Origin of the sequence: Ferrimonas pelagia (assembly GCF_039543565.1) — a bacterium.
Classification (GTDB): domain Bacteria; phylum Pseudomonadota; class Gammaproteobacteria; order Enterobacterales; family Shewanellaceae; genus Ferrimonas; species Ferrimonas pelagia.
Window position 1 is genome coordinate 1 of the sequence record NZ_BAABJZ010000015.1, and the last position, 19,823, is coordinate 19,823.

Here is a 19,823-nt window from a genome sequence, read left to right on the forward strand (position 1 = left end):
GATATCTATCAGCGTCGATTACGACGATTACAGAAAAGCTGGCGAGCACTGCTGCAGCTGGGCAGTTATCGGTGCAGCAAACGATACAGGGGGCGCTGTGAACATTTGCTTAAGGACGACGATATGGAGTGGACGTTCGCCCGCCATGCCGAGTTGCCACTAACCAACAATGAAGCGGAGCGCACCCTTCGAGGCTACGTACTATGGCGAAAGGGAAGTTATGGCATTTCATCGCACCGTGGCGAGCTGTTCCGGCAGCGGATCCTGTCTTTAGTAGAGACAGCTAAGCGGCTGAAACTCAATCCACTGGAGTGGCTTCAACAGATCACTCGAGCCTGTATCGAGCAACGTCCGTATCCGATACCAGAAGGCCTCAAGATCTAACGTCAAGCTCACTCGGGTGAACAGTTACGATCACTCGGACAGCAAGTTTACTAATGGGGGGCTCATTCTAATCAAAAGAATGTTTAGGAATGTAGATGCGAACCAGAGAACAAAATTTAGTCTGGAGTGAGCTTCGCTGCCAGCTCACCATTCTCCATGCCATTCATAGTGATCGCTGATGGTATTGCAGAGGGTTTTGATCTTCATACGGTCGATGTCCAGTGGTGTATGCATCCACTCAAGTGGTTTCGTTAACTCAATAAAAGAGTCCAGGTGTTTGTCGATGGACACTCGTTGGCCCGCATCTTTAAGTAAAGAATTGCTGCTGCGAATACATGCGCCGCGCTGAAAGCATAATAACCGATTTCTGAGGTCCTCAATAAATTCATCGGAAGAGAGTAGCGCAGGTCGTAAATCATGATGCCATGGTTCGAGTAACAGAGTGTTTAGCTCGATAAAAGTCTGCTTCATGGTGACGAGTAAATTATCTTCGGCATTCATCCAAAGAGAGTAGTTGGAGAAGACATAATTAAAAGGGTCTTTGGGGTCCTGGTGATATGCGATTGTGATAAGTACCAGATGTCTTGAAACCAATTTCTCCAAGGGGGTCAGTGGAGAATTTTTCACTTCCTCAAGGCAGGCAATATAACTTCTTATCTTACCGGTAAAGAGATAGACGAACAGGTCTTCTTTTTTGTGGAAATATTTGTAGAGCGTGCCAGAAGAAATGTTGGCTAATTTAGCTATGTCAGCAAAGTTAAATGCGACCACACCTTGTTTTTCAATGATCTTTTTGCCAGTAACCAGTATCTTTATCTTAGTGTTATTTGGTGACATAAGTGCTCCTGCAGTAAGCATCAATCCTGTGGTCGTGCCTATCATGACATGCCAGTCAGTCAAAAATCTGTACTTATTGATGCGTGTCCTTTGGGTAATTTGAAAGAAATCTCGATAACGGTTCGAATGTGCCTATTTGTCGAGTGGTGTTCGTGATGTGCCCTGTGAATACCCTCCCGGCTTTATGGTCTTACGTTCACATCAAGCCTACCGTTGCGTGATCTTATTCACGTGCAAGAGGGGGTGTTGCTCAGTGATAGGGCGATGATAAGAACATCACGAAAAGGGGAGCAGCTTTCATTGGATTATGGAGATGACCTACATATGAGGAAAATTGACAATGAAATTGAGTAAATTATCGAAAGCTGTGGTGTTGTGCATCGTAGCTAGTTCAGGTTTTGGCGTGATGGCTGCAGATGATTTGAACTCGACCAAGAAGAAGCTGTTCGGTAAGTCCGCTCAAGGGATGCTGGGGGCAGTACAGCTTAACCCTTATGGTCTGTCGCCACTCAGCGCGGTTATCGATCGGGGGGGCGTAGATGTTGAAGCGGTTAAGGTCACGGTTAATGGCCGCGGCAAGGACGGCCTAGATATTAGCTACGATGTCGCTGATACCGCATTGCTTACCCATGATGGGATCCCAGTGTTTGGCTTGTATCCAGATTATTTAAATCAGGTTGATGTCACTTACAAGTTAAATGGAAAAATGGTCAATGAGAAATATAAGATCCAAACCGGTGGTTTGCCGATAAAATACCATAATGACATGGTGCGTGCCTTCCCTAAGGTCAATCCAGTGACGGTTGCTAAGGGATTTGAGGATCGACTTTATTGGATTAACTCAACGGTGCCTGCCAATTTTACCTCTAAAGATATCATGTGGGCGAATGGTGGCGCACTGGATTGGAACTTTCAATCCCTGAACTGTATTACTGATACTCAAGGGGACATACGTTGGGTATTGGATGATACTTCGATTAATAATGCTGAGGCGTTAGATAGTCGGGGGACGATTATGGGCGTTCACCAGACTGCCAATGGAGAAATCATTTTTGGTAAAAGCCAAAGCTATTACCGCATGGATCTGATGGGGAGGATGATAACGGAGCGCCGTTTGCCGCGAGGTTATGTTGATTTCTCACATGAGGTCCGCGAATTAGATAATGGTAATTATCTGCTTCGTGCTGCCAAGAAGAACTATCTACGCCCTGATGGCGTTACGGTAACGACCGTTCGCGATCATATCTTGGAGGTGGATACGCATGGTAACCTGGTTGATGTATGGGATTTGAATAAAATATTAGATCCGATGCGCGACGATTTTCTTGTAGCGCTGGATGCCAGTGCTGTTTGCCTAAATGTCGATGAAGGCAAGATAGGCGAGACTGTAAAAATCGAGCCGGATGCGCCATTTGGTGATCATGCTGGCGTCGGTACAGGAAGGAACTGGGCCCATGTCAATTCGATCGATTATGATCCTGAAGATGACGCGATTATTATCAGTCCTCGGCACCAAGCGACGGCAATTAAAATTGGACGTGATAAAGAAGTAAAATGGATCTTGGGCGCGCCCGAGGGGTGGGAAAAAGACTTAGCAACAAAAGTTCTGCAACCGGTGGACGCAAAAGGTAAGAAGATTAAGTGCAGTTATGGCAAGTGTGAAGGTGATTTTGATTGGAGTTGGTCACAGCATACTTCATGGCTCAATCCAACGAATAACACCTTGACGGTTTTCGATAATGGCGGTGGTCGTGGTTTCGAACAGCCCGCAATGCCAACGATGAACTACTCGCGAGCGGTAGAATACCGGATCGACGAGGATAAAATGACGGTTGAGCAAACTTGGGAGTACGGTAAAGAGCGTGGTTTCGATTGGTACGGACCGATCACATCCATCTCCGAATTCCGCCCAGAAAGCAACACGATGTTCATATATTCGGCTTCGGCTGGACTGTTTAATAAAGACTGGACTCGTCCTATCTTGAACGAAATTGATTATGACACCAAAGAGGTCAAGGTTGAGTTGCATATTGATGCGACCGGCCCGAAGGAGCCAAACTATCGGGCGGTTATTGTTAGCCCAAGCGCAGCGTTCTCCGCTGAGTAGCGATTTAGGCTGATTAGTTTTACTGCACTGAAATTATGGGGCCATGTGGCCCCATTTTCGTTCATATCTTTGGTAAAGGTTGGTTCCCTGGGCAGCGGGCGAAATCCAGTTGGAGTCTTATTGATGGTAATGACGAGACTGGCCATACCGTCTACGCATCCTCCGCAGTAGGTCGCGGTCGTCCCCGAATGGCCTCCCTCGTTCATCAACTCATGATGATGCTTGAGGATACTTCGGTGACGACCCCTATTGGTATGCAGCTCAAATAGGCATGCTGTCTCGTGCTATTGGTTCACCAGTGTGTGGGGGCCAGCGAGGATTCGGTAAGGTTGGGTAAAGGCGCTTTCAGGGCGATTGTCTGGCTGATTACACTGCTTCTATGTTTCCGCCTAGACCGTATTTTCGGTAGTTGTGAAACACCCGCTTTAAGCCAATAACACTAAAAAGAGTGAATATTTCATGAGGTTTTCAACGCTTCTGGGGACAACGACCGCCTTGATGGGCGTCGGTTTTGCTTGCGGTCTGGCGGCACAAGAGCCGGTTTCTCAGCCCAATATCATTTTTATCTTGGCAGACGATTTAGGCTACGGCGATGTGGGTTACAACCCTCGGGGCGAGCCTGACATTGTCACTCCAAATCTCGATCGCATTGCGGCCAATGGCGCGGCGTTGACCGCGGGTTACGCCATGAACATGGTGTGTGGCCCCTCCCGTGCGGCGCTGGCGACTGGGCGCTACCAGCAGCGATTTGGCTATCACGATAACGTGGGCCCACGGGTGCGGGAAAGCGGCATGCCGCGGGGTCTGCCGCTGGAGATGGATACCATCGCCGATTACTTTTCGGACGCGGGGTATTCGACGGGATTGATCGGCAAGTACCATGACGGCGACGACGCGGATTACTGGCCTTATAACCGCGGCTTCCAGACCTTCTATGGCTTTAACGATGGCGCGGTGGACTACTGGGTCGGCAACAAGAATGACCAAGTCGAGTCCTGGTACGCCATCCATCGGGAAGACGGCAAGCGGGTGCCGAACTTTGATGAGTACCTGACTGATGCCTTTGGTCAGGAGTCGCTGCGGTTTATCGAGGCCAATAAGGACGAGCCTTTCTTCCTGATGCTGTCCTACAATGCGCCGCACGATCCCATGATGGCGACCGAGGAGGACTTGGCTAAGTTCGCCCACATTGAGAACGAAGATCGCCGTATCGCGGTGGCCATGATCTACAACATGGATAAGAACATCGGCCTGTTGCTGGATAAGCTGGAAGCTGAAGAGCTGATGGAAGAGACACTCATCATCTTCACTAGCGACAATGGCGGCGCGGGTGCGCCTAAGTATTCCGGCAATGCCCCTTTGTTTGGCCACAAAGGCACCACCACAGAGGGCGGCATTCGGGTGCCCACCATCGTCCAGTGGAGCGGCACCATTCCCGCAGGTCAGGTCTTGGATGAGCCGGTGAACGGCATCGATCTGACCGCCACCATGCTGCACGCGGGCACCGAGCCTAAGGCCGAGTGGCAGTTGGAAGGGGTGGATCTGATGCCATACCTCACCGGCGAGCAGAAGCAGTTGGAGGATCGCTACCTGTTCTGGGACAACATCTCCCATTATGCCGTGCGGGATCGGGACTGGAAGTATCTGGATACCCGGGTTCGTCTGGTACAGGGTGAGCGCAAGGCGACGCCTTTCAGCGGCTTGTTCCGGATCAGCGATGATATCTCTGAGCAGAACGATCTGAGCAAGGAGCATCCGGAGGAGCTAGCCCGTCTGAAGGCCGCGTTTGAAGCCTGGCGTGCTGACAATGAAGCACCGCGCTTTGGTTGGGGTACTCACATCGGGCCGTTTGAGGGTTACCGGCCTAAGCATGAAGAGATCTACCAAAAGATGTTGGAGCGCGAAGCCAACCGCAAGAAATAGTGTTTGGCTGTCTGTCACGTTTGCGCCTTAGGGCGCGGCGCTGCGGAGGGGACCAATGAAAAGCCCGGAGCAAACGCTCCGGGCTTTTTCGTTGGGCCAAAGTCACCCTCTGGCAGGAGCGGACTTGGACTAGGCGGTGTAACCGCCTTGATCGTAGCGGATGCAGTGCATCAATGAGTAGACCACTGGCAGCACGATCAGGGTCAGCACGGTGGCAAAACCCAGGCCGAAGATGATGGTGACCGCCATCGACTGAAAGAAGGCGTCGGCGACCAGTGGGATCATCCCCAGCATGGTGGTTAACGCCGCCATGGACACCGGACGAACCCGGCTGACCGCCGCATCAATGATGGCGGTTTGGATCGGGTTATTCTCCTTGGCCGTTTCGATGTTGATCTGCTCCACGAGAACGATGCCGTTTTTCACCACCATACCGGACAGGCTAAGCAGGCCAAGGAGGGCGGTAAAGGTGAAGGGCAGATCCAGCAATAGCAGACCGGTGGCAACGCCGATCAGTGACAACGGCACCGTGGTCCAGATCGCCAACGGCTGGCGCAGTGTGCCAAACAACAGCATGGTGATCAAGAACATGGTGAGGTAGCCCAAGGGGACGGAGGCCATCACCATCTCATTGGCTTGCGCCGAAACCTCGAATTCGCCGCCCCACTCGAAGGTGTAGCCGGTTGGCAGGTCGATCGCTTCGACGCCAGCGATCAGCTTTTGCCGCATCGACTCTGGTGTGTCGTCGGCGAAGGGGGCGACGTCGGCCAGTACCGTCAGTACGCGCTTGTTGTTACGGCGCATGATGATGGGATCTTCCATCTCGGTAACGAAGCCATTGACCGCCTGGCTGATCGGCACATAAGCATTGCGCTCCTGGCTCCACACCTGCAGATCATTGAGGCTGTCGGCATTGAGGCGCTGGGCGTCTGGCGCGCGGGCGATGATCGGCATCAGGTAGCTGCCATCCCGATACAGGCCGACGGGCATGCCGTCGAAGTTCACCAGCAGGGCTTGATCCAATGCTTGCTTGGATATGCCACTGCGGCGCGCGGCGTTTTCATCGAGCTGCGGACGGACAATCGGGGCGGGTTCGCGCCAGTTATTGCGAATGTCCACTGCGCCGGGCACCTGCTCAATGGCGGCGATGGCCTGAGCGCCTAACTGACGCAGAACGTCTGGATCGGGGCCGTAGAAGCGGGCTTCGATCCGCGCGGCCGGCGCTGGCCCGTTTTCCAGCAGCTTGAATTTGTAATTAAACTCCGGATGGGTGGCGTTCAGGCGCTCGCGGATCTGCGGTAAGATCCGCTCGATGGTGGCCAGGCTGTCGGTTTCAACGATCATCTGTGAGTAGCTGCTGTAGGCCATCTCCGGGGCGTAGCTCAGGGTGAAACGCTGTGCGCCCATACCCAACACCGAGGTCACGTTCAGCACGTCATCAAAGCCCCGTACCTGTTGCTCCAGGCTCTTCATGTTGGCTTCGTTTTGGCGTATGTCGGTGCCTTCGCGCATCCACACGTCGATAAAGAACAGCGGCGTGTTGGACGGTGGGAAGAACTGCTCCTTCACTTGACCCATGCCTACCAGTGCCCCAAACAGGGAGGCGATGATGAGGCCTAGCGCGATCATCCGATGCTTCAGCGCCTTGGTCAATGTGGCACGGTAGATGGCGAACAGCAGACCCTGGTACGGATCGCTGTCGTCCGCCTGTTCAGCCGGCTGCTCTTTGAAGATCAGGTTGCAGAAGAAGGGGATCAGGGTGATCGCCAGAACCCAGCTGAGAAACAGGGAGATCAACAGCACCTTGAACAGTGAGTCCATAAAGTCGCCGGTGGCGTCTTGGGACAGGCCGATAGGGGCGAAGGCCAAAATGGCGATCACGGTGGCGCCCAGTAGCGGCATCGCCTGTTGATCCACGACGGTCTTGATCGCTTGCAGTCGGGTCTGACCCCGTTTCAATCCGACCAGTACCCCTTCGGTGATCACGATGGCGTTATCGACCAGCATCCCCAAAGCGATGATCAGGGCACCGAGGGAGATCAGCTCCAGCTCGATATCCAGAAAGTTCATGCCAATAAAGGTGCCGAGGATGGTCAGCAGCAAAATGGCCCCCATCAATAGGCCTGAGCGCAGCCCCATGGTCAGCATTAGCACCACGATAACAATGGCGACGGCCATCAGCAGGCTGATCAAAAACGTGCTGACGGAATCGCGAACGATCTCAGGCTGATCGATCACGCGGGTGAGTTCCATGCCCAGCGGCCGAATGTTTTCCAACTCCGCTAGGCGGGCGTCAACCGCAACCCCCACGTCCACTACGTTGACGCCAGAGACGAAGGAGATCCCGAGTGACAGGGCCTTTTCGCCGTTGCTTCGATAGAGGGTAAAGGGGGTTTCTTCAAATTGGGTGCTGATCTGGGCAATGTCGCCTAAATAGATCAACTCGCTGCTGCCGGGCAAGCTAATCACCAGTCGTGCCAACTCCTGAATATTCAAGAACTCACCGGTAGGGTGAATGCGCACGGACTGGCCTTGGATCAGCATACTGCCCGCATTGGACACCTGATTTTGGTTTTGGATCAGACCATAGATCCAACTGGGATCGATCCCCAGCGCTGCCAGCTTGTCTTGGGCGATCTCAATGACCACCTGCTCCTGCACCGTACCGGCAATGGAGACATTCTTAACGCCGGGTACCAGGCTAAGCTCTCGGTGCAGCACCTTGGCGTAATCTTCCAGCTGACGATAATTGAAATCCGCGCCGGTGATACTGTACAAAATGCCGTAGACATCGCTGAAGTCATCATTCACCTCAGAGGGATAAGATCCGGGTGGCAGCTGGCTTTGCGTATCATTGACCTTGCGGCGCAGCTCATCCCAGATCTGCGGCTGATCATCGGCGCCATACTCCTCTTTCAACTCGACCATGATCTGCGACATACCGGCGCTGGAAATGGTGATCACATGTTTGATCTGTTCCATCCGTTGCAGCGCCCGCTCCAGCGGCAGAGTGATCTCCTCCTCCACCTGCTGGGGCGAGGCACCCGGATAAGCGGTATTGACCATCGCTTGCGGCATTGGGAATTCGGGAAACTCCAGTTGGCCCAGGCCATTAAAGGAGATAATGCCGCCCACCAGCAGCAGCAACACCAGGGTCCAACTAATGACTTTGTTGCGCAGGCTGTATTCGGTGATCTTCACGCTTAGATCCCTCGTTCACGTTTGAGCGGCTTGACGCGCATGCCTGGACGCAACTGGCTGACACCGGCGGCAACGATCTGATCGCCATCGCGCAGGTCGGCTTCGATCTTAACGCCATCTTGGGTGATCTCGCCCACGGTCACGGTGATAGGATCGACCTGTCCGTCGCGGTAGACCCAGAGCTGATCCACCCCAGTGGCATTGTCTTTTAGCACGGCAGTGACCGGCACCAGCAGGCGTTGTGGCCCAGCCACGTCGGGTTGCAGGCGTTCCAGATCCAGCGTCAGATGGGCAGCCATGCCCGGCAGTACCGTCAACTGCTCCGGATTGGTCAGTGCGAAGCGCACCTCGAAGGACTGGGAGCCCGGGGTGATCTGGGTAGCCAGCTCTTTAAAGCTGACCGGGAAGCGCAAAGCGGGATCCGCCGCAAAGGCCACTTCAGGTTGATAGCTGTAATCGATCTGGTCTTCGCGGATCTGGCTCAGCAGATTCTCCGGTACCTGAATGATCACATCCAGATTGATGCTGTCTTGCATCAACAGCACCGGCTGCATCGCCTGGATGGCCTGATGGTTTTGCACCAAGCGCTGGGCGATGCGACCGGAGTAGGGCGCTTCCAATCGGGTATCGGCTAGGCGGTCTTGGGCCATCTGCAGAGCCACTTGGGCGGCGCTGCGTCGGGCCTTAACATTATCGAAATCGGCTTGGGACACCACGTCTTGAGCACGCAGAGTTTTTAAGCGGTTAAAGTCCGCACTGGCCAGATCGAAATCCGCCTGACGGGCGGCCACCTCGTTGAGGTAATCGCGATCATCGAGGCGAGCCAGTAGATCACCGGCTTCGACGTTCATCCCCGCCAACACAGGCAACTCCAACAGCTCGCCGGGGACACGAAACGAGAGTTGGGTTTCCTCGCGCGCTTCGATCCGGGCGGGGAACTCCCGCAGTTGGGTGCCGCGCGCCTGCGCGATGGTGTAGAGGGCAACCGGGCGAATGACGTCGGTTTGAACCACCGGCGGCTCGGAGCAGCCGGTGAGCAGGGTCAATGCCAGTGCGCTGAGGGCCAGAGGCGCCATGGCTCGGGAGTTTGAGGTGTTTTTCATGATTGGTTTATCCTGAACTCAGGCTAAAAGACAACGTTGTTCGCGGGTGAGTGTTAGCCGCGAACTGACCACTTAGGTCGTCAGCGACGCAAACAAGAATGCGGATGGCTCAGTGGGAAACCCGACCATGCAACTCGCAACGTGGATCTCTACGTCAGATATAGTCTGATAGAGCGTTGGCGAAAACCCGACGCTGTGTTGCCACTGCTGGGATAAAACGCCGGGGAAAGGGCGAAATTGGGTGTGCTCATCCAGCCAAATAAAGGCGAGCACCAACCCATAGCTAAGCAGCAGTAACTTCAGGTAAAGCGCCACACAGCTGAGCCATGGTGCGGGATTGCGACGGTGTCTATTCATTGCCCGGTATTGTCTTTGCGCTATTGAGGGAGACGATCATCATGCTGGAGAAACGTTGCCAGCTGGCGCGCAGCATCTGGTCATTGTTGCAGACAAACCACTGACCTAAGGTGCCGCAGATGAAGGTATCCATCATGTATATGACTTCCGTCAACGTGGCTTGAGGTATTGCAGGCGCCAGTTGTGCCACGATCACTTGGTATCTTTCTAGGTTGTCTTGCCACAATGCTAAAATGGGCGCTTGTGCTTGGTTGTCAAACACGGCTTGGCTCATAAAGGCTTGCATCGCCCGAGCGATGGTTGGGTGGTTTTCTAGCAAATTAAAGAGGTTGTCGCCGGTTGATTGAAAAAACGCCGCCAATGTTTCACAGCCCTGTAGCTCCTGATGGGCGCCATAGGTTTCGATCAAATCGGTTAGCACCGCCAACAGCACCTCATGCAGGCTGGCGAAGTGGTGATACAGCGCACCTTTACTGATCCCCGCCTGCTTGCTCAGTTTCCCCACGGTTAACGCGGTAAAGCCTTCGGTCCCTAAGATCTGGATGCAAGTATCGAGGATCTTACGTCGGGTCAGTTCGGCGGCTTGGGTTTTTAGGTTCATAGGATGTCTCTTTCTTCAATGGTGCGAAGCTTAATGCATACCGACCGTTCGTTCAATAATGTAGTTGAACGAACGGTCGGTATTTTTTGTGCCGGATCTCCTCGTCACTGCCGTTCCGTGGAGCCGGAGGCAACCGTCTGCTTGGATGGAATGCGGCGCTCAATGCATCGCGGTGGCTCGCCGAGTGAGCCGGTTGAAGGCCAAGTGAAACGCTCGGCTTGGCCGTGCTCTGGTGGGTTTTGTGTGTCTCCACTGGACGGGGCGTTTGAGCCGCCGCATCAACGGTCGTCGGTCGGCTCTTCAAAGATCTGTTCGATCGGCAGCTGAAATAGGCGGGCGATCTTAAATGCCAGCGGCAGGCTGGGATCGAACTTGCCCTTTTCTATGGCGTTGACGGTTTGGCGCGAGACCTCCAGTCGCTCGGCCAGGTTGGCTTGTGTCCAGTCATGCTCGGCCCTGAGTACCTTCAATCGGTTCTTCATTGGTATTTCCTGAGGCCAAGTAGGATGCCAAGGAGGTAGGTGAGCGCCATTAGGATCACCAGATGGGCGATCTCGGCATTGAAGGGGAGCAGGCCGGTCCGCTCTAGGTTGGCGTAGGCCAGGCCCAACACCAGACCGACGCCGAGCGACAGCCCATGGCTTCCAGTTGGAGCCTTTGTTGCAGTTCATCGAGCCCGTTGAGTTGGTGTTTATTGGCGCGGATCATGCCAAAGCCGATGGCGACGTTGACTATGATGGCTATTGCGGTGAAAACGGGGGCTTCTGACCAGAGTCGCAATGCTGGCCCTATGGTTGTGGCTGGGTTGGCTCTACCCGTGCTGACGCCTGAGCGGTAGGTTGAGATCTCTTCCCATCAAGGAGAGATGAGATGGAGTCCGTGACACTGAGCTTGGATCTGGTGCTGCTATTGATGATGGCGATCTACCTTGCTTCCTTGATCAGTTCGGTTACCGGCTCGGCCGGAGGCGTTTTGATGTTTGCTGCCATGGGGACCGTGATCCCGGCGCGCGCTTTGGTCGCATTGCATGGCAGTGTGCAGTTGGTTAGTAATCTCAATAGAACTTGGTGGTTACGGCACAGTGTTGATGCTCGCCTGTGTGGCTATTTTGGCGTGGGTGTTGCTCTGGGGGCCGTACTCGCGACGGCACTGATCGCGCAGTTTGCCAGTGAGTTGATCCCGCTCTGGATCCTATTGGCACTGATTGGCTATACCCTGTTTAAACCCAAACGGATGCCGGCCATCCGCGTGAGCGGGCGCGGTTTCTTCTGGGTCGGTTTGGCCACGGGGATCCTTGGGATCCTAGCCGGGGCCGTCGACCCGTTTCTGGCGGTGTTCTTTGTTCGCGATGATATGAGCAAGCAGCAGATCGTGGCGAATAAGTCGATGATGCAGTTGATGACTCACTTGACCAAGATCCCGGCATTTCTCTATTTGGGGTTTTCGTTTGTTGAGCATTGGCCGTTGATCGCTGTGTTTGCTTTGGCAGCCATGGCGGGCAATTGGACGGGGCTAAAGCTATTGCATCGCATCGATGTAAAGCGCTTTATCACCTTGATGAAGCTCGCATTAATGCTGGCGGCGTGGCAGATCGGGTTTCAAATATTTGGCAGTATGGTTGCCTAGTTTCGCGACAACAAATGGATGAGGGAGGAGGAAAGGCATGTCAACGCGTTATCAAGTGGTGAACCCCTATCAGGGGGAGGTGATCGGGGAATATGGTTATACCTCTGCCGAGGCGGCGCTGGCCGCGATCGCGACATTAAAGGCCGGACAGCGCATGGCCAAGGCCATGGTGGCACACGAGCGCGCCGATGTGCTGCGCAAGTTGGCGGGGCTGCTGGAGCGCCATGGCGAAACCTTGGCGCGCTTGATCACCGCGGAGACGGGCAAGACCATCAGTGACGCTCGGGTGGAGCTGTCGCGTGCGGTCAATACCACCATCGCCAGTGCTGAGGAGGCACGCCAGATCCACGGGGAGGCCCTAGACTCCGATGCCTACGCGCCCAGTCGGGGGCGGATCGGGCTGGTCTGTTGGCGGCCGCTGGGGACCGTATTGTGCATCACGCCGTTTAACTTCCCGCTCAACATCGCCATGCATAAGATCGGCCCCGCGTTTGCCGCGGGCAACTGCATCCTGTTCAAACCGGGCCCAGCCAACACCGCGTCGGCGAGGTTACTGACCGAGCTGTGCTACCAAGCGGGGATCCCGCAGGATGTGTTGCAGTTGTGCATCCCGAGTCTGCCGGACATGGCGGCGATCATCGGCCATCCAGATATCGATGCCATTAATTTTACCGGTGGCACGGCGGCGGCGGATGCCATCGCCGCCGCTGCGGGCTATAAGAAGCTGTTGCTGGAGCTCGGCGGCAATGATCCGCTGATCCTGATGCCGGATGGTGACGTGGATGCGGCGGTTGAGGCGGCGATCAATCAGCGTTTTGCCACGGCGGGCCAGCGCTGCACTGCGGCGAAACGGGTGTTTCTGCACCGAGATGTGCATGCGGCGTTTCGAGAGCGCTTGCTGGCGAGAACGCGGCAACTGGTGGTGGGCGATCCCAGCCTGGAAGAGACCTTTGTGGGGCCGGTGATCCATGCCGATGCGGCGGCGGCGGTGATGGCGGGGATCGAGCAGGCCGTCGCAGCCGGGGCCAGCCTGCTGTGCGGAGGTAAGCGTGAGGGCAATGTGATCTTGCCGACCATTTTGGATCAAGTGACCGATCAGTGTGCTTTGATGACCGAGGAGCTGTTTGGCCCGGTGATCCCGCTGGCGGTTTTTGACTCGCTGACGGAGCTGATAGCGCGGATCAACAATACCCCATACGGTTTGCAGGCCGGGGTGTTCACCCAGGATCTGCGGGTGATCCGACAGCTGTTTGAGGCCTTAGATGTGGGATCGCTGATGGCCAACGACGGTCCTGGGTTTCGGGCCGAACATTTCCCCTTTGGCGGCGTTAAAGGATCGGGTGTCGGTCGGGAAGGGGTGAAGTACGCGATCCGCGAGATGAGCATTCAGAAAACCTTGGTACTCTGAATGCTCATCGCGTTTTATCGTTAGGCAGACGTCTTAATCGCCTTGTCGTCGTGGTGCTCGGTGATGACCGGGAAGCGTGTGGTATTGTTCGCGGGTTCTGGGGCATCTGTGACCGCGTCTAGCGTGGGCTGGTTCGCCAGCTCCACCCGGTTGCGACCGTTCTCTTTGGCGCGGTATAGGGCATCATCGGATTGCTTGATCAAGGCTTCGACACTGATCTCACTACCTTCATTGCAGGCTATCCCGCCTGAAACCGTAACACGGCCGAGTGACTGGCCACTATGAATGAGCTCTTGAGCACCAATGCGGATCAGTAAACGCTCAGCCAGTTCTTGCGCTTGGGTTATGTCGGTTTCCGGACATAAAATACATAACTCTTCGCCGCCATAGCGACAGACCAGATCCGCTTTTCTGGCGCTGGTCTTGAGTTCCTGACACACCTGTTTGAGGACATAGTCTCCAGCGTCGTGGCCGAAGGTGTCGTTGAAGCGTTTAAAGTGATCGATATCCAGCATTAATAGACTGAGTGGCTTGTTGAATCGGCTCGATTGGGCGATTTGATGTTCCAACACTTCCATTAAGTGGCGGCGATTGAACAAGCCTGTGAGTGGGTCGCGGACGGCTTGCTGGCTCAGGTTGTCGCGCAGTTGGATGTTGGCCAGTGCTAAGCCTATCTGTTCGGACAAGGACTCGGCCAGGGAGCGACCGGTAAGCATGTCGGATTCGTTGACGAAGTGCAGGTGCATCACCCCCAAGGTCTCGCCTTGAGCGAGCAGTGGGATGCACATTTCAAAGCCCTCATCTTTAAGCTGGGTGTGGTTGCAGGGGATCACCAATTGGCTCTCCTGGCTCATATGGGTATGGCCCTTTAGCAGTGCCCAGCATTCGTCTCTACCGTACCATTCGCCCTCGATCATCCGCTGGCCCCAGTGGTAGACCACATCCAGACGGTTGCGGGAGGCTTTGAGCATGGTGATGGTGCCGCGGCATTGTGGTAGCAACTGGGCAAAAATAGGCTCCACCACTTTACAGGCCGACTCGATGCTGGTGCAGGCGGTCATGAGTCCACCCAGTTGCTGCATCATCATCAGTTCGTGGGTTCGACCCTGCACCTTGGACTCGAGATCTTGGCGTGAGGCGTTCGCTTGCCTGTCGATGAGGCGGTTGAAGAACATAACCAAGACAAAAATGAGCACAATGCCCGCCGTCCCGGCGGAGAACCCCCAGATCCGGAGTTGCTGCATCTGTTGGTTAAGTAATGTCATGGGACTTGCAACCCGAATGACGAATTCATCGAATTCGCCATTGGCATTGATAGCGGAAAGCGGCATGGCGAGATAGAGAAATTCAATGCCCAAGCTCTCGCTTAAGCGTGTGCTTTTACCGTAAGACTCCAGTCTGGCTTGATGGATTTCACTGCGTTCGTTGTGATTTCCCAATTGCATGATCGCACTGTTGTTGAGCTCCGAATCCGCGACGACGTAACCATCGCCATTAATGATCGTGATACGCAGGTTGAGTGAAGAGCCAAAATCATCGACGAAACGGTCTATATCGAACGCAGAATTTTCCTCTATTTCATGGCCAAATATGACGGATGTGAGTCGGGTGATCCGAACCAGTTTATTTTCAAGATTGTTTTCCAGCATCTGCTCAAATCGGATCTCAAGAAAGCCGAGTGAGACGACAAGCAGTGAGGTAAGCATAACGACCGGGATGAGCATCCGCAGGCTGTTTTTCATGATCGCTCCCTGATCACAAAATATGGAATTGTAATAAGTCTAGCTCATTATCATGCTCCGAGGGTCAGCGCTGAAATATGAATTCAAGTGGCTTGTCGCTGGTATGTTGCTCGCTTGGGGCTGGCAATCACACAGGAAAAATGCCCGACAATCGAGCTTTCGAACGCATCTAAACTGTCCTAGCCGATTGTATTAGAACCATTTTCGGTTGCGATCTGGTTGTTGGGTGGGCAGAGTGTAGACACTGAAATTGGCTTTAATACAGTAACATTTGGGAATAAGGTGCCATGGATAGACACCGGAAGAGGCAGGGCGGCTTGCAAGCGACACTGGGGCTGTTGGGGCTGCTGGGGTTGGCGTGGCTACCCGTATTCGGTCAGGCGATGACGTTTGCCGAGTTTGAACATCAATTGATGGCACTGCCGGAAACCGAGTATCGACAACGTCTCGACTTGGTTCAGGCTGCGTCGAAGGACAGCACAGATTGGGCGGCAGTCGAGCGCTTTGAACTGTTTTGGCATGGCGTTGATGCGGCCAATAACGCGTTGGAACGCCAGGCCGCCGGCGGGTTGCTACAGCGTTTAGATAGCGTCAGCCAAGCGATGGCACTCACGGATGATCAACGTTTTCGTTGGTTGGTGGTGCAAGGCGAGTATGCGCAATTACAGCAAAACAACGCCGAGGGCTGCCGGTTGTTTGAACAGGCGATGGGTTCCTTGTCGACGGTAACCTCTCCGGTCGTTCGCGCCGAGCTGATGCAGCGTTATTCCCGCTGCCAGCATCTGTTTGAGAAAGAGTCGCATCGTGCTCAACTGCTGAAAACCGCGATTCGCCTGGCCGCGGGCCAGTCAGCTTTGCTCGAGGCCCAGCTGCTGGTGGAGTTGGGGGAGTTTTATAACCGACTTGGCAACCACACTCTGGCTGAACGTTATTATCAGCAAGGGCTGGACGGCTTCACACGGTTGGACGCCTCGGCCGACCGGCTGACGGCAACCTTAAATGTGGCGTTGGCGCAGATGTCATTGGGCAAGTATGCGCAGAGTCTGACCACCTTAAGTCAAGGGGATGCAATATTTAGCCAGGATTATTGGCACTTTCAAAGCCATCGGGTGCGGGCGGAGATCGCGCTTACACAGCAAAATTACGCTCAGTTGTTGCAGATCAGCCGCGCGAACGAGCTGTATCGTGACGCACTGCTTGGCAGTGCGTTTGCGACCTTGCATGATCAATTTCTGACGATTGGGCTGCTGCGGCAGGGGGAGCTGGCGGCCGCCCAAAGATTGATCGAGGCGCGCGATCTTACGGCGTATGAGGGCATGCCGGGTAAGTTGGTTCACTACCAGAGGCGGTTAGAGCTGGAGCTGGCGTTGGCTGTCGCCGGGGAGCTGGGGCAACAACAGCACGCACTGGATGCGTTATTGGCTTGGTATGAACAGACTGAAGCGATGCAGAAGCGGGCGATGGAAGAGATGCTCAATAATGAAGGGGATTTCGACTTTCAGCAGCAGGCAATTGAATTGCTGAGGCAGCAAACGGCGCTACAAGATTCCTTACGTCAGCAGGAACATAATGCGAAGCAACAAGCCTGGCTGACCGCGCTGGGGTTTGGTTTGGCGGTGGTCATTCTGACCGCCTATCTGGTGTTGATGTCACGTTCAAAAGAACGGATCCAGCGTCTGTCTGAGCGGGACGATCTTACCGGGGTGTTAAACCGGCGCGCCATCTTGTCCCATATACAGCGCAGTGCCCAACAGAAGCGATCCATGGTGGTGTGTTTGTTCGATCTCGACCATTTTAAGCGGATCAACGATAGCTATGGCCATGTGGTGGGGGATGCGGCATTACGGCATGTGGCACAACTGGTGACGCAGACCTTGCGTCAGTCGGATCTGATCGGCCGGATCGGCGGTGAAGAGTTTTTGCTGTGTTTCCATGAGTCCGATCCGTCGTTTGTTGACGGGCTATGTGAACGCTTGCGGCAGCGTTTAGCGGGTTCGCCGCTGCAGATCGGTGAACGCTCCTTGTTGATCACCGCCAGCTTTGCCTGCGTCGCCGCCACGCCGGAGCAGCTGATGTCGTTTCAGGCGCTGTACAGCCAATTGGATGCCACCCTGTATCAGGCCAAGGATCAGGGCCGCAATCGATTATTGTGGGTCGAGTCGGGCATCGCTTAGCGAGAGGAGTCGCTTATCAAGGGCGAAGCGGAGCCGGGCTGGTTGGGCGGTCTGCGTACGCTGCTGGGCTGCGCCGATAGTTAGGCGTAGATATCGATAAAACAGACGATTTCATGCACGGGTGAATTGAGTTAGGTTGAAGGTTTTACGGTCGGCAATGGAGAGCCTGTGCCAATACGGGAGCGTTTTCAACATGGCGCGATCTCGGCGATCCGCGTCGGGCGGTTTGCCTTTGGGATCAACACCACCTTTATCCTCTATCGCATCGACGACACCCTGATCGATACCGGTCCGAATAATCAGTGGGCGTCCGTTCGTCCTTTTATTGATGAGGATCCGGTGCGGCAAGTGTTGTTGACCCATCATCATGAAGATCACAGTGGCAATGCCGCTCGGATCGCACAGCACTGTGATCTGTTGCCCTATGCCCCTCCCCAATGCCAGGCCAAGTTAGCTCAGGGCTTTGCGACTCCGCTGCTGCAGCGGATGATCTGGGGCAAACCCGTCGGGGTAAAGACGCAGCCTTGGCCGGAGGTGCTGCAGTTATCGGACGGTGCGCAGATCATCCCGGTACATACTCCGGGTCATGCAAAGGATCTGCACTGCTTTCACATCCCCGCCCACGGTGTGTTGTTTACCGGCGATCTCTATATCGCTCGCTCCATTCGTTTTCTGCGTTCGGATGAAGATCTGAGCCTGATCATCAGTAGCATACGGCATGTGTTGACGTTGGAGTTTGATACCTTGCTGTGTGCCCACAGCGGGGTGATCTCTCAAGGCAAGGAGAAGCTGGCGCAGAAGCTCGATTATATCCTTGACCTGTGTGAGCGGGCCCAAGCCCTGCACGCTCAGGGGTTGGATACGGATCAGATCGTGCCCCATTTGCTCGGTAACGAGGGGATCGCCTCGCGTCTGAGCGGCTATAACTTCTCTAAACGCAATCTTATCCAACAGGCGTTACGGGTGCCGTTGGCGCAGCTGAGCGAGACTGTTGAGGGCTAAGTTTAGGTAGGGCGTAGGGGGCAATATGGCGATCTCCGTGTGGATGGGATCGGTCTTGGCGTTCTGTTCAATGGCCATCTTTGGCTGTGTGTTGCACCGTTTGCTGCGCTTGGATCTTACCTTGGCTGCGCTGCTCAGTGGCGTGCTTGGCGGTGTGCTGATCGAGCGGCTGTCGTTGGATATTGGCTTGCGGTTCGAGCATGTGCACGATCTGGTGTTTTATCTGTTTTTGCCGATCCTGATCTTCCAGGCGGCCTGGCATTTGCAGATCGAGCAGTTGCAGCGCTGGCTGCTGCCGGCGATCTTGCTGGCCACGCTCGGCGTGTTGATCACCGCCGGGGTGATCGCCGGTGCGCTGCAATGGGCGATGGGATCACCGAGCGGATTCCCTTGGATCGCGGCGTTGCTGACCGGCGCGATCCTGGCGGCAACCGATCCGGTGGCGGTGGTGACCAAGCTGACGGAGCTCAAGGCGTCAAAGGAACTGACCACGGTGTTCGAGGGCGAGAGCCTGCTTAATGACGCAACCGCCGTGGTGCTGTTTTCTCTGATCCTGATGCTGGCGACCGGCGAGCAGGAGGGCGTGACAGCGCGCTCGGTGCTGTGGCTGTTTGCCCAGGTATTTTTCGGCGGCTTGGTCGTCGGGGCGGCGTTAGGTTATTTGACGCAGCGACTGATCCGTTATCTGAATCATGAAGAGATGTCGGTGGTGCTGATCCTGCTGCTGGCGTTTGGCGCGTTTTACCTAGCCGAGCACGTCCTCCATGTCTCCGGCATGATGGCCGTGGCGACGGCGGCATTGGTGGCCAATGCGGGGTTACAGCGTGCGCAGCCGGCGTCACCCGCCGAGGCGGAAGCGCCCAAGTTTGGCGGGATCGCCTTGGCATTGGATTGGCTGGGTCTGCTGTTTAACCTGCTGATCTTCTGCTTGATGGGCCTGGTGATCACTTTCGATATGTTTACCGAGCGCTATCTGGCGATGGGGCTGGCGATCGGGGCCGCCTTGTTGGGGCGCTTTGTTGCTTTGGCTGTGTGTCAGGGCGGGCTTAAGGGGATCGGCCAGGGACTGCCTCAGGGCTGGCCGTTGTTGCTGGGCTGGGGCGGGCTGCGCGGGGCGATCGCCGTGGCCTTGGTGCTGTCATTGCCGTTGTCGCTGTCCTGGTGGTGGACGGTGCAGTCGATGGTGTTTGCTGTGGTGTTGTTCTCGTTGCTGGTTCAGGGCACCACGTTCGCCGCCTTACTTAGGTATATCAATAAGAAACACCCTTATTAACCCTCGATTGACTCCGAATGCGGGCTGCGCCAGTGCCCCGCGCCGCCATTGGCTTTTTTCTGCTCTATGGTTGAAGGAGAAGCAA

The 19,823-nt window shown here is 55.1% G+C and carries 16 protein-coding genes; 8 read left to right on the forward strand and 8 right to left on the reverse strand.

The genetic code is table 11. The annotated features are described in order from the left end of the window. On the forward strand, positions 1-384 hold a 384-nt coding region (locus ABEA08_RS05805), incomplete at its 5' end, for an IS66 family transposase (protein WP_345334200.1). A gap of 144 nt (positions 385-528) precedes the next feature. Here ABEA08_RS05805 and ABEA08_RS05810 read toward each other — a convergent pair. Next, positions 529-1,221 carry a TetR/AcrR family transcriptional regulator gene (locus ABEA08_RS05810; protein WP_345334201.1) on the reverse strand — a complete coding sequence of 231 codons (693 nt, stop codon included), beginning with the start codon at positions 1,219-1,221 and terminating at the stop codon, positions 529-531. A 340-nt stretch (positions 1,222-1,561) separates the two neighbouring features. On the opposite strand from ABEA08_RS05810, the gene ABEA08_RS05815 reads away from it, so the two are divergent. Together ABEA08_RS05815 and ABEA08_RS05820 are read left to right on the forward strand one after the other, a co-directional pair. Next, positions 1,562-3,328, forward strand: coding sequence for an aryl-sulfate sulfotransferase (locus ABEA08_RS05815; RefSeq protein ID WP_345334202.1), 1,767 nt, complete (start codon positions 1,562-1,564; stop codon positions 3,326-3,328). Positions 3,329-3,787: 459 nt separating this feature from the next. Beyond that, positions 3,788-5,251, forward strand: coding sequence for a sulfatase-like hydrolase/transferase (locus ABEA08_RS05820; RefSeq protein ID WP_345334204.1), 1,464 nt, complete (start codon positions 3,788-3,790; stop codon positions 5,249-5,251). A gap of 129 nt (positions 5,252-5,380) precedes the next feature. Here ABEA08_RS05820 and ABEA08_RS05825 read toward each other — a convergent pair whose 3' ends face one another. The 6 genes from ABEA08_RS05825 to ABEA08_RS05850 form a co-directional block, all read right to left on the reverse strand. Further along, a complete protein-coding gene (locus ABEA08_RS05825; RefSeq protein ID WP_345334206.1) occupies positions 5,381-8,452 on the reverse strand; it encodes an efflux RND transporter permease subunit in 3,072 nt (1,023 codons plus the stop codon). Positions 8,453-8,454: 2 nt separating this feature from the next. Continuing rightward, positions 8,455-9,555 carry an efflux RND transporter periplasmic adaptor subunit gene (locus tag ABEA08_RS05830; protein WP_345334208.1) on the reverse strand — a complete coding sequence of 367 codons (1,101 nt, stop codon included), beginning with the start codon at positions 9,553-9,555 and terminating at the stop codon, positions 8,455-8,457. 72 nt (positions 9,556-9,627) lie between these two features. Next, positions 9,628-9,912: a hypothetical protein gene (locus tag ABEA08_RS05835; RefSeq protein WP_345334210.1), complete on the reverse strand. Its 285-nt coding sequence runs from the start codon at positions 9,910-9,912 to the stop codon at positions 9,628-9,630. Then, positions 9,905-10,513 carry a TetR/AcrR family transcriptional regulator gene (locus ABEA08_RS05840; RefSeq protein ID WP_345334212.1) on the reverse strand — a complete coding sequence of 203 codons (609 nt, stop codon included), beginning with the start codon at positions 10,511-10,513 and terminating at the stop codon, positions 9,905-9,907. The genes ABEA08_RS05835 and ABEA08_RS05840 overlap by 8 nt, the downstream gene beginning before the upstream one ends. Before the next feature lie 278 nt (positions 10,514-10,791). Next, on the reverse strand, positions 10,792-10,995 hold the full coding sequence (locus tag ABEA08_RS05845) for a helix-turn-helix transcriptional regulator (RefSeq protein WP_345334214.1): 204 nt from the start codon (positions 10,993-10,995) through the stop codon (positions 10,792-10,794). Continuing rightward, on the reverse strand, positions 10,992-11,126 hold the full coding sequence (locus tag ABEA08_RS05850; protein WP_345334216.1) for a hypothetical protein: 135 nt from the start codon (positions 11,124-11,126) through the stop codon (positions 10,992-10,994). The genes ABEA08_RS05845 and ABEA08_RS05850 overlap by 4 nt, the downstream gene beginning before the upstream one ends. 257 nt (positions 11,127-11,383) lie before the next feature. Here ABEA08_RS05850 and ABEA08_RS05855 point away from each other — a divergent pair, with 257 nt between their 5' ends. Together ABEA08_RS05855 and safD are read left to right on the forward strand one after the other, a co-directional pair. Continuing rightward, positions 11,384-12,139, forward strand: a complete 756-nt coding sequence (locus tag ABEA08_RS05855; protein ID WP_345334218.1) for a sulfite exporter TauE/SafE family protein — start codon at positions 11,384-11,386, stop codon at positions 12,137-12,139. Positions 12,140-12,176: 37 nt separating this feature from the next. Next, complete coding sequence (safD, locus tag ABEA08_RS05860) at positions 12,177-13,547, forward strand: sulfoacetaldehyde dehydrogenase SafD (protein ID WP_345334220.1); 1,371 nt, start codon at positions 12,177-12,179, stop codon at positions 13,545-13,547. Positions 13,548-13,567: 20 nt separating this feature from the next. Here safD and ABEA08_RS05865 read toward each other — a convergent pair whose 3' ends face one another. Next, positions 13,568-15,289 carry a sensor domain-containing diguanylate cyclase gene (locus ABEA08_RS05865; protein ID WP_345334222.1) on the reverse strand — a complete coding sequence of 574 codons (1,722 nt, stop codon included), beginning with the start codon at positions 15,287-15,289 and terminating at the stop codon, positions 13,568-13,570. A 287-nt stretch (positions 15,290-15,576) separates the two neighbouring features. Between ABEA08_RS05865 and ABEA08_RS05870 the strand changes: the two genes are divergently transcribed. From ABEA08_RS05870 to ABEA08_RS05880, 3 genes are all read left to right on the forward strand, one after another. Continuing rightward, on the forward strand, positions 15,577-17,463 hold the full coding sequence (locus ABEA08_RS05870) for a tetratricopeptide repeat-containing diguanylate cyclase (protein WP_345334224.1): 1,887 nt from the start codon (positions 15,577-15,579) through the stop codon (positions 17,461-17,463). Positions 17,464-17,631: 168 nt separating this feature from the next. Next, positions 17,632-18,465 carry an MBL fold metallo-hydrolase gene (locus tag ABEA08_RS05875; RefSeq protein ID WP_345334226.1) on the forward strand — a complete coding sequence of 278 codons (834 nt, stop codon included), beginning with the start codon at positions 17,632-17,634 and terminating at the stop codon, positions 18,463-18,465. Between the two features lie 25 nt (positions 18,466-18,490). Then, positions 18,491-19,738 carry a cation:proton antiporter gene (locus tag ABEA08_RS05880; RefSeq protein WP_345334228.1) on the forward strand — a complete coding sequence of 416 codons (1,248 nt, stop codon included), beginning with the start codon at positions 18,491-18,493 and terminating at the stop codon, positions 19,736-19,738. Positions 19,739-19,823 lie beyond the last annotated feature (85 nt).

Excerpts from the sequence above, each read along its gene's own strand:
- ABEA08_RS05855 (WP_345334218.1), top strand. The coding sequence starts at position 11,384 with ATGGAGTCCGTGACACTGAGCTTGGATCTGGTGCTGCTATTGATGATG.
- ABEA08_RS05870 (WP_345334224.1), top strand. The coding sequence starts at position 15,577 with ATGGATAGACACCGGAAGAGGCAGGGCGGCTTGCAAGCGACACTGGGG.
- ABEA08_RS05815 (WP_345334202.1), top strand. The coding sequence starts at position 1,562 with ATGAAATTGAGTAAATTATCGAAAGCTGTGGTGTTGTGCATCGTAGCT.
- ABEA08_RS05865 (WP_345334222.1), bottom strand. The coding sequence starts at position 15,289 with ATGAAAAACAGCCTGCGGATGCTCATCCCGGTCGTTATGCTTACCTCA.
- ABEA08_RS05835 (WP_345334210.1), bottom strand. The coding sequence starts at position 9,912 with ATGAATAGACACCGTCGCAATCCCGCACCATGGCTCAGCTGTGTGGCG.
- ABEA08_RS05880 (WP_345334228.1), top strand. The coding sequence starts at position 18,491 with ATGGCGATCTCCGTGTGGATGGGATCGGTCTTGGCGTTCTGTTCAATG.
- ABEA08_RS05810 (WP_345334201.1), bottom strand. The coding sequence starts at position 1,221 with ATGTCACCAAATAACACTAAGATAAAGATACTGGTTACTGGCAAAAAG.
- ABEA08_RS05840 (WP_345334212.1), bottom strand. The coding sequence starts at position 10,513 with ATGAACCTAAAAACCCAAGCCGCCGAACTGACCCGACGTAAGATCCTC.
- ABEA08_RS05845 (WP_345334214.1), bottom strand. The coding sequence starts at position 10,995 with ATGAAGAACCGATTGAAGGTACTCAGGGCCGAGCATGACTGGACACAA.
- ABEA08_RS05820 (WP_345334204.1), top strand. The coding sequence starts at position 3,788 with ATGAGGTTTTCAACGCTTCTGGGGACAACGACCGCCTTGATGGGCGTC.
- safD (WP_345334220.1), top strand. The coding sequence starts at position 12,177 with ATGTCAACGCGTTATCAAGTGGTGAACCCCTATCAGGGGGAGGTGATC.
- ABEA08_RS05830 (WP_345334208.1), bottom strand. The coding sequence starts at position 9,555 with ATGAAAAACACCTCAAACTCCCGAGCCATGGCGCCTCTGGCCCTCAGC.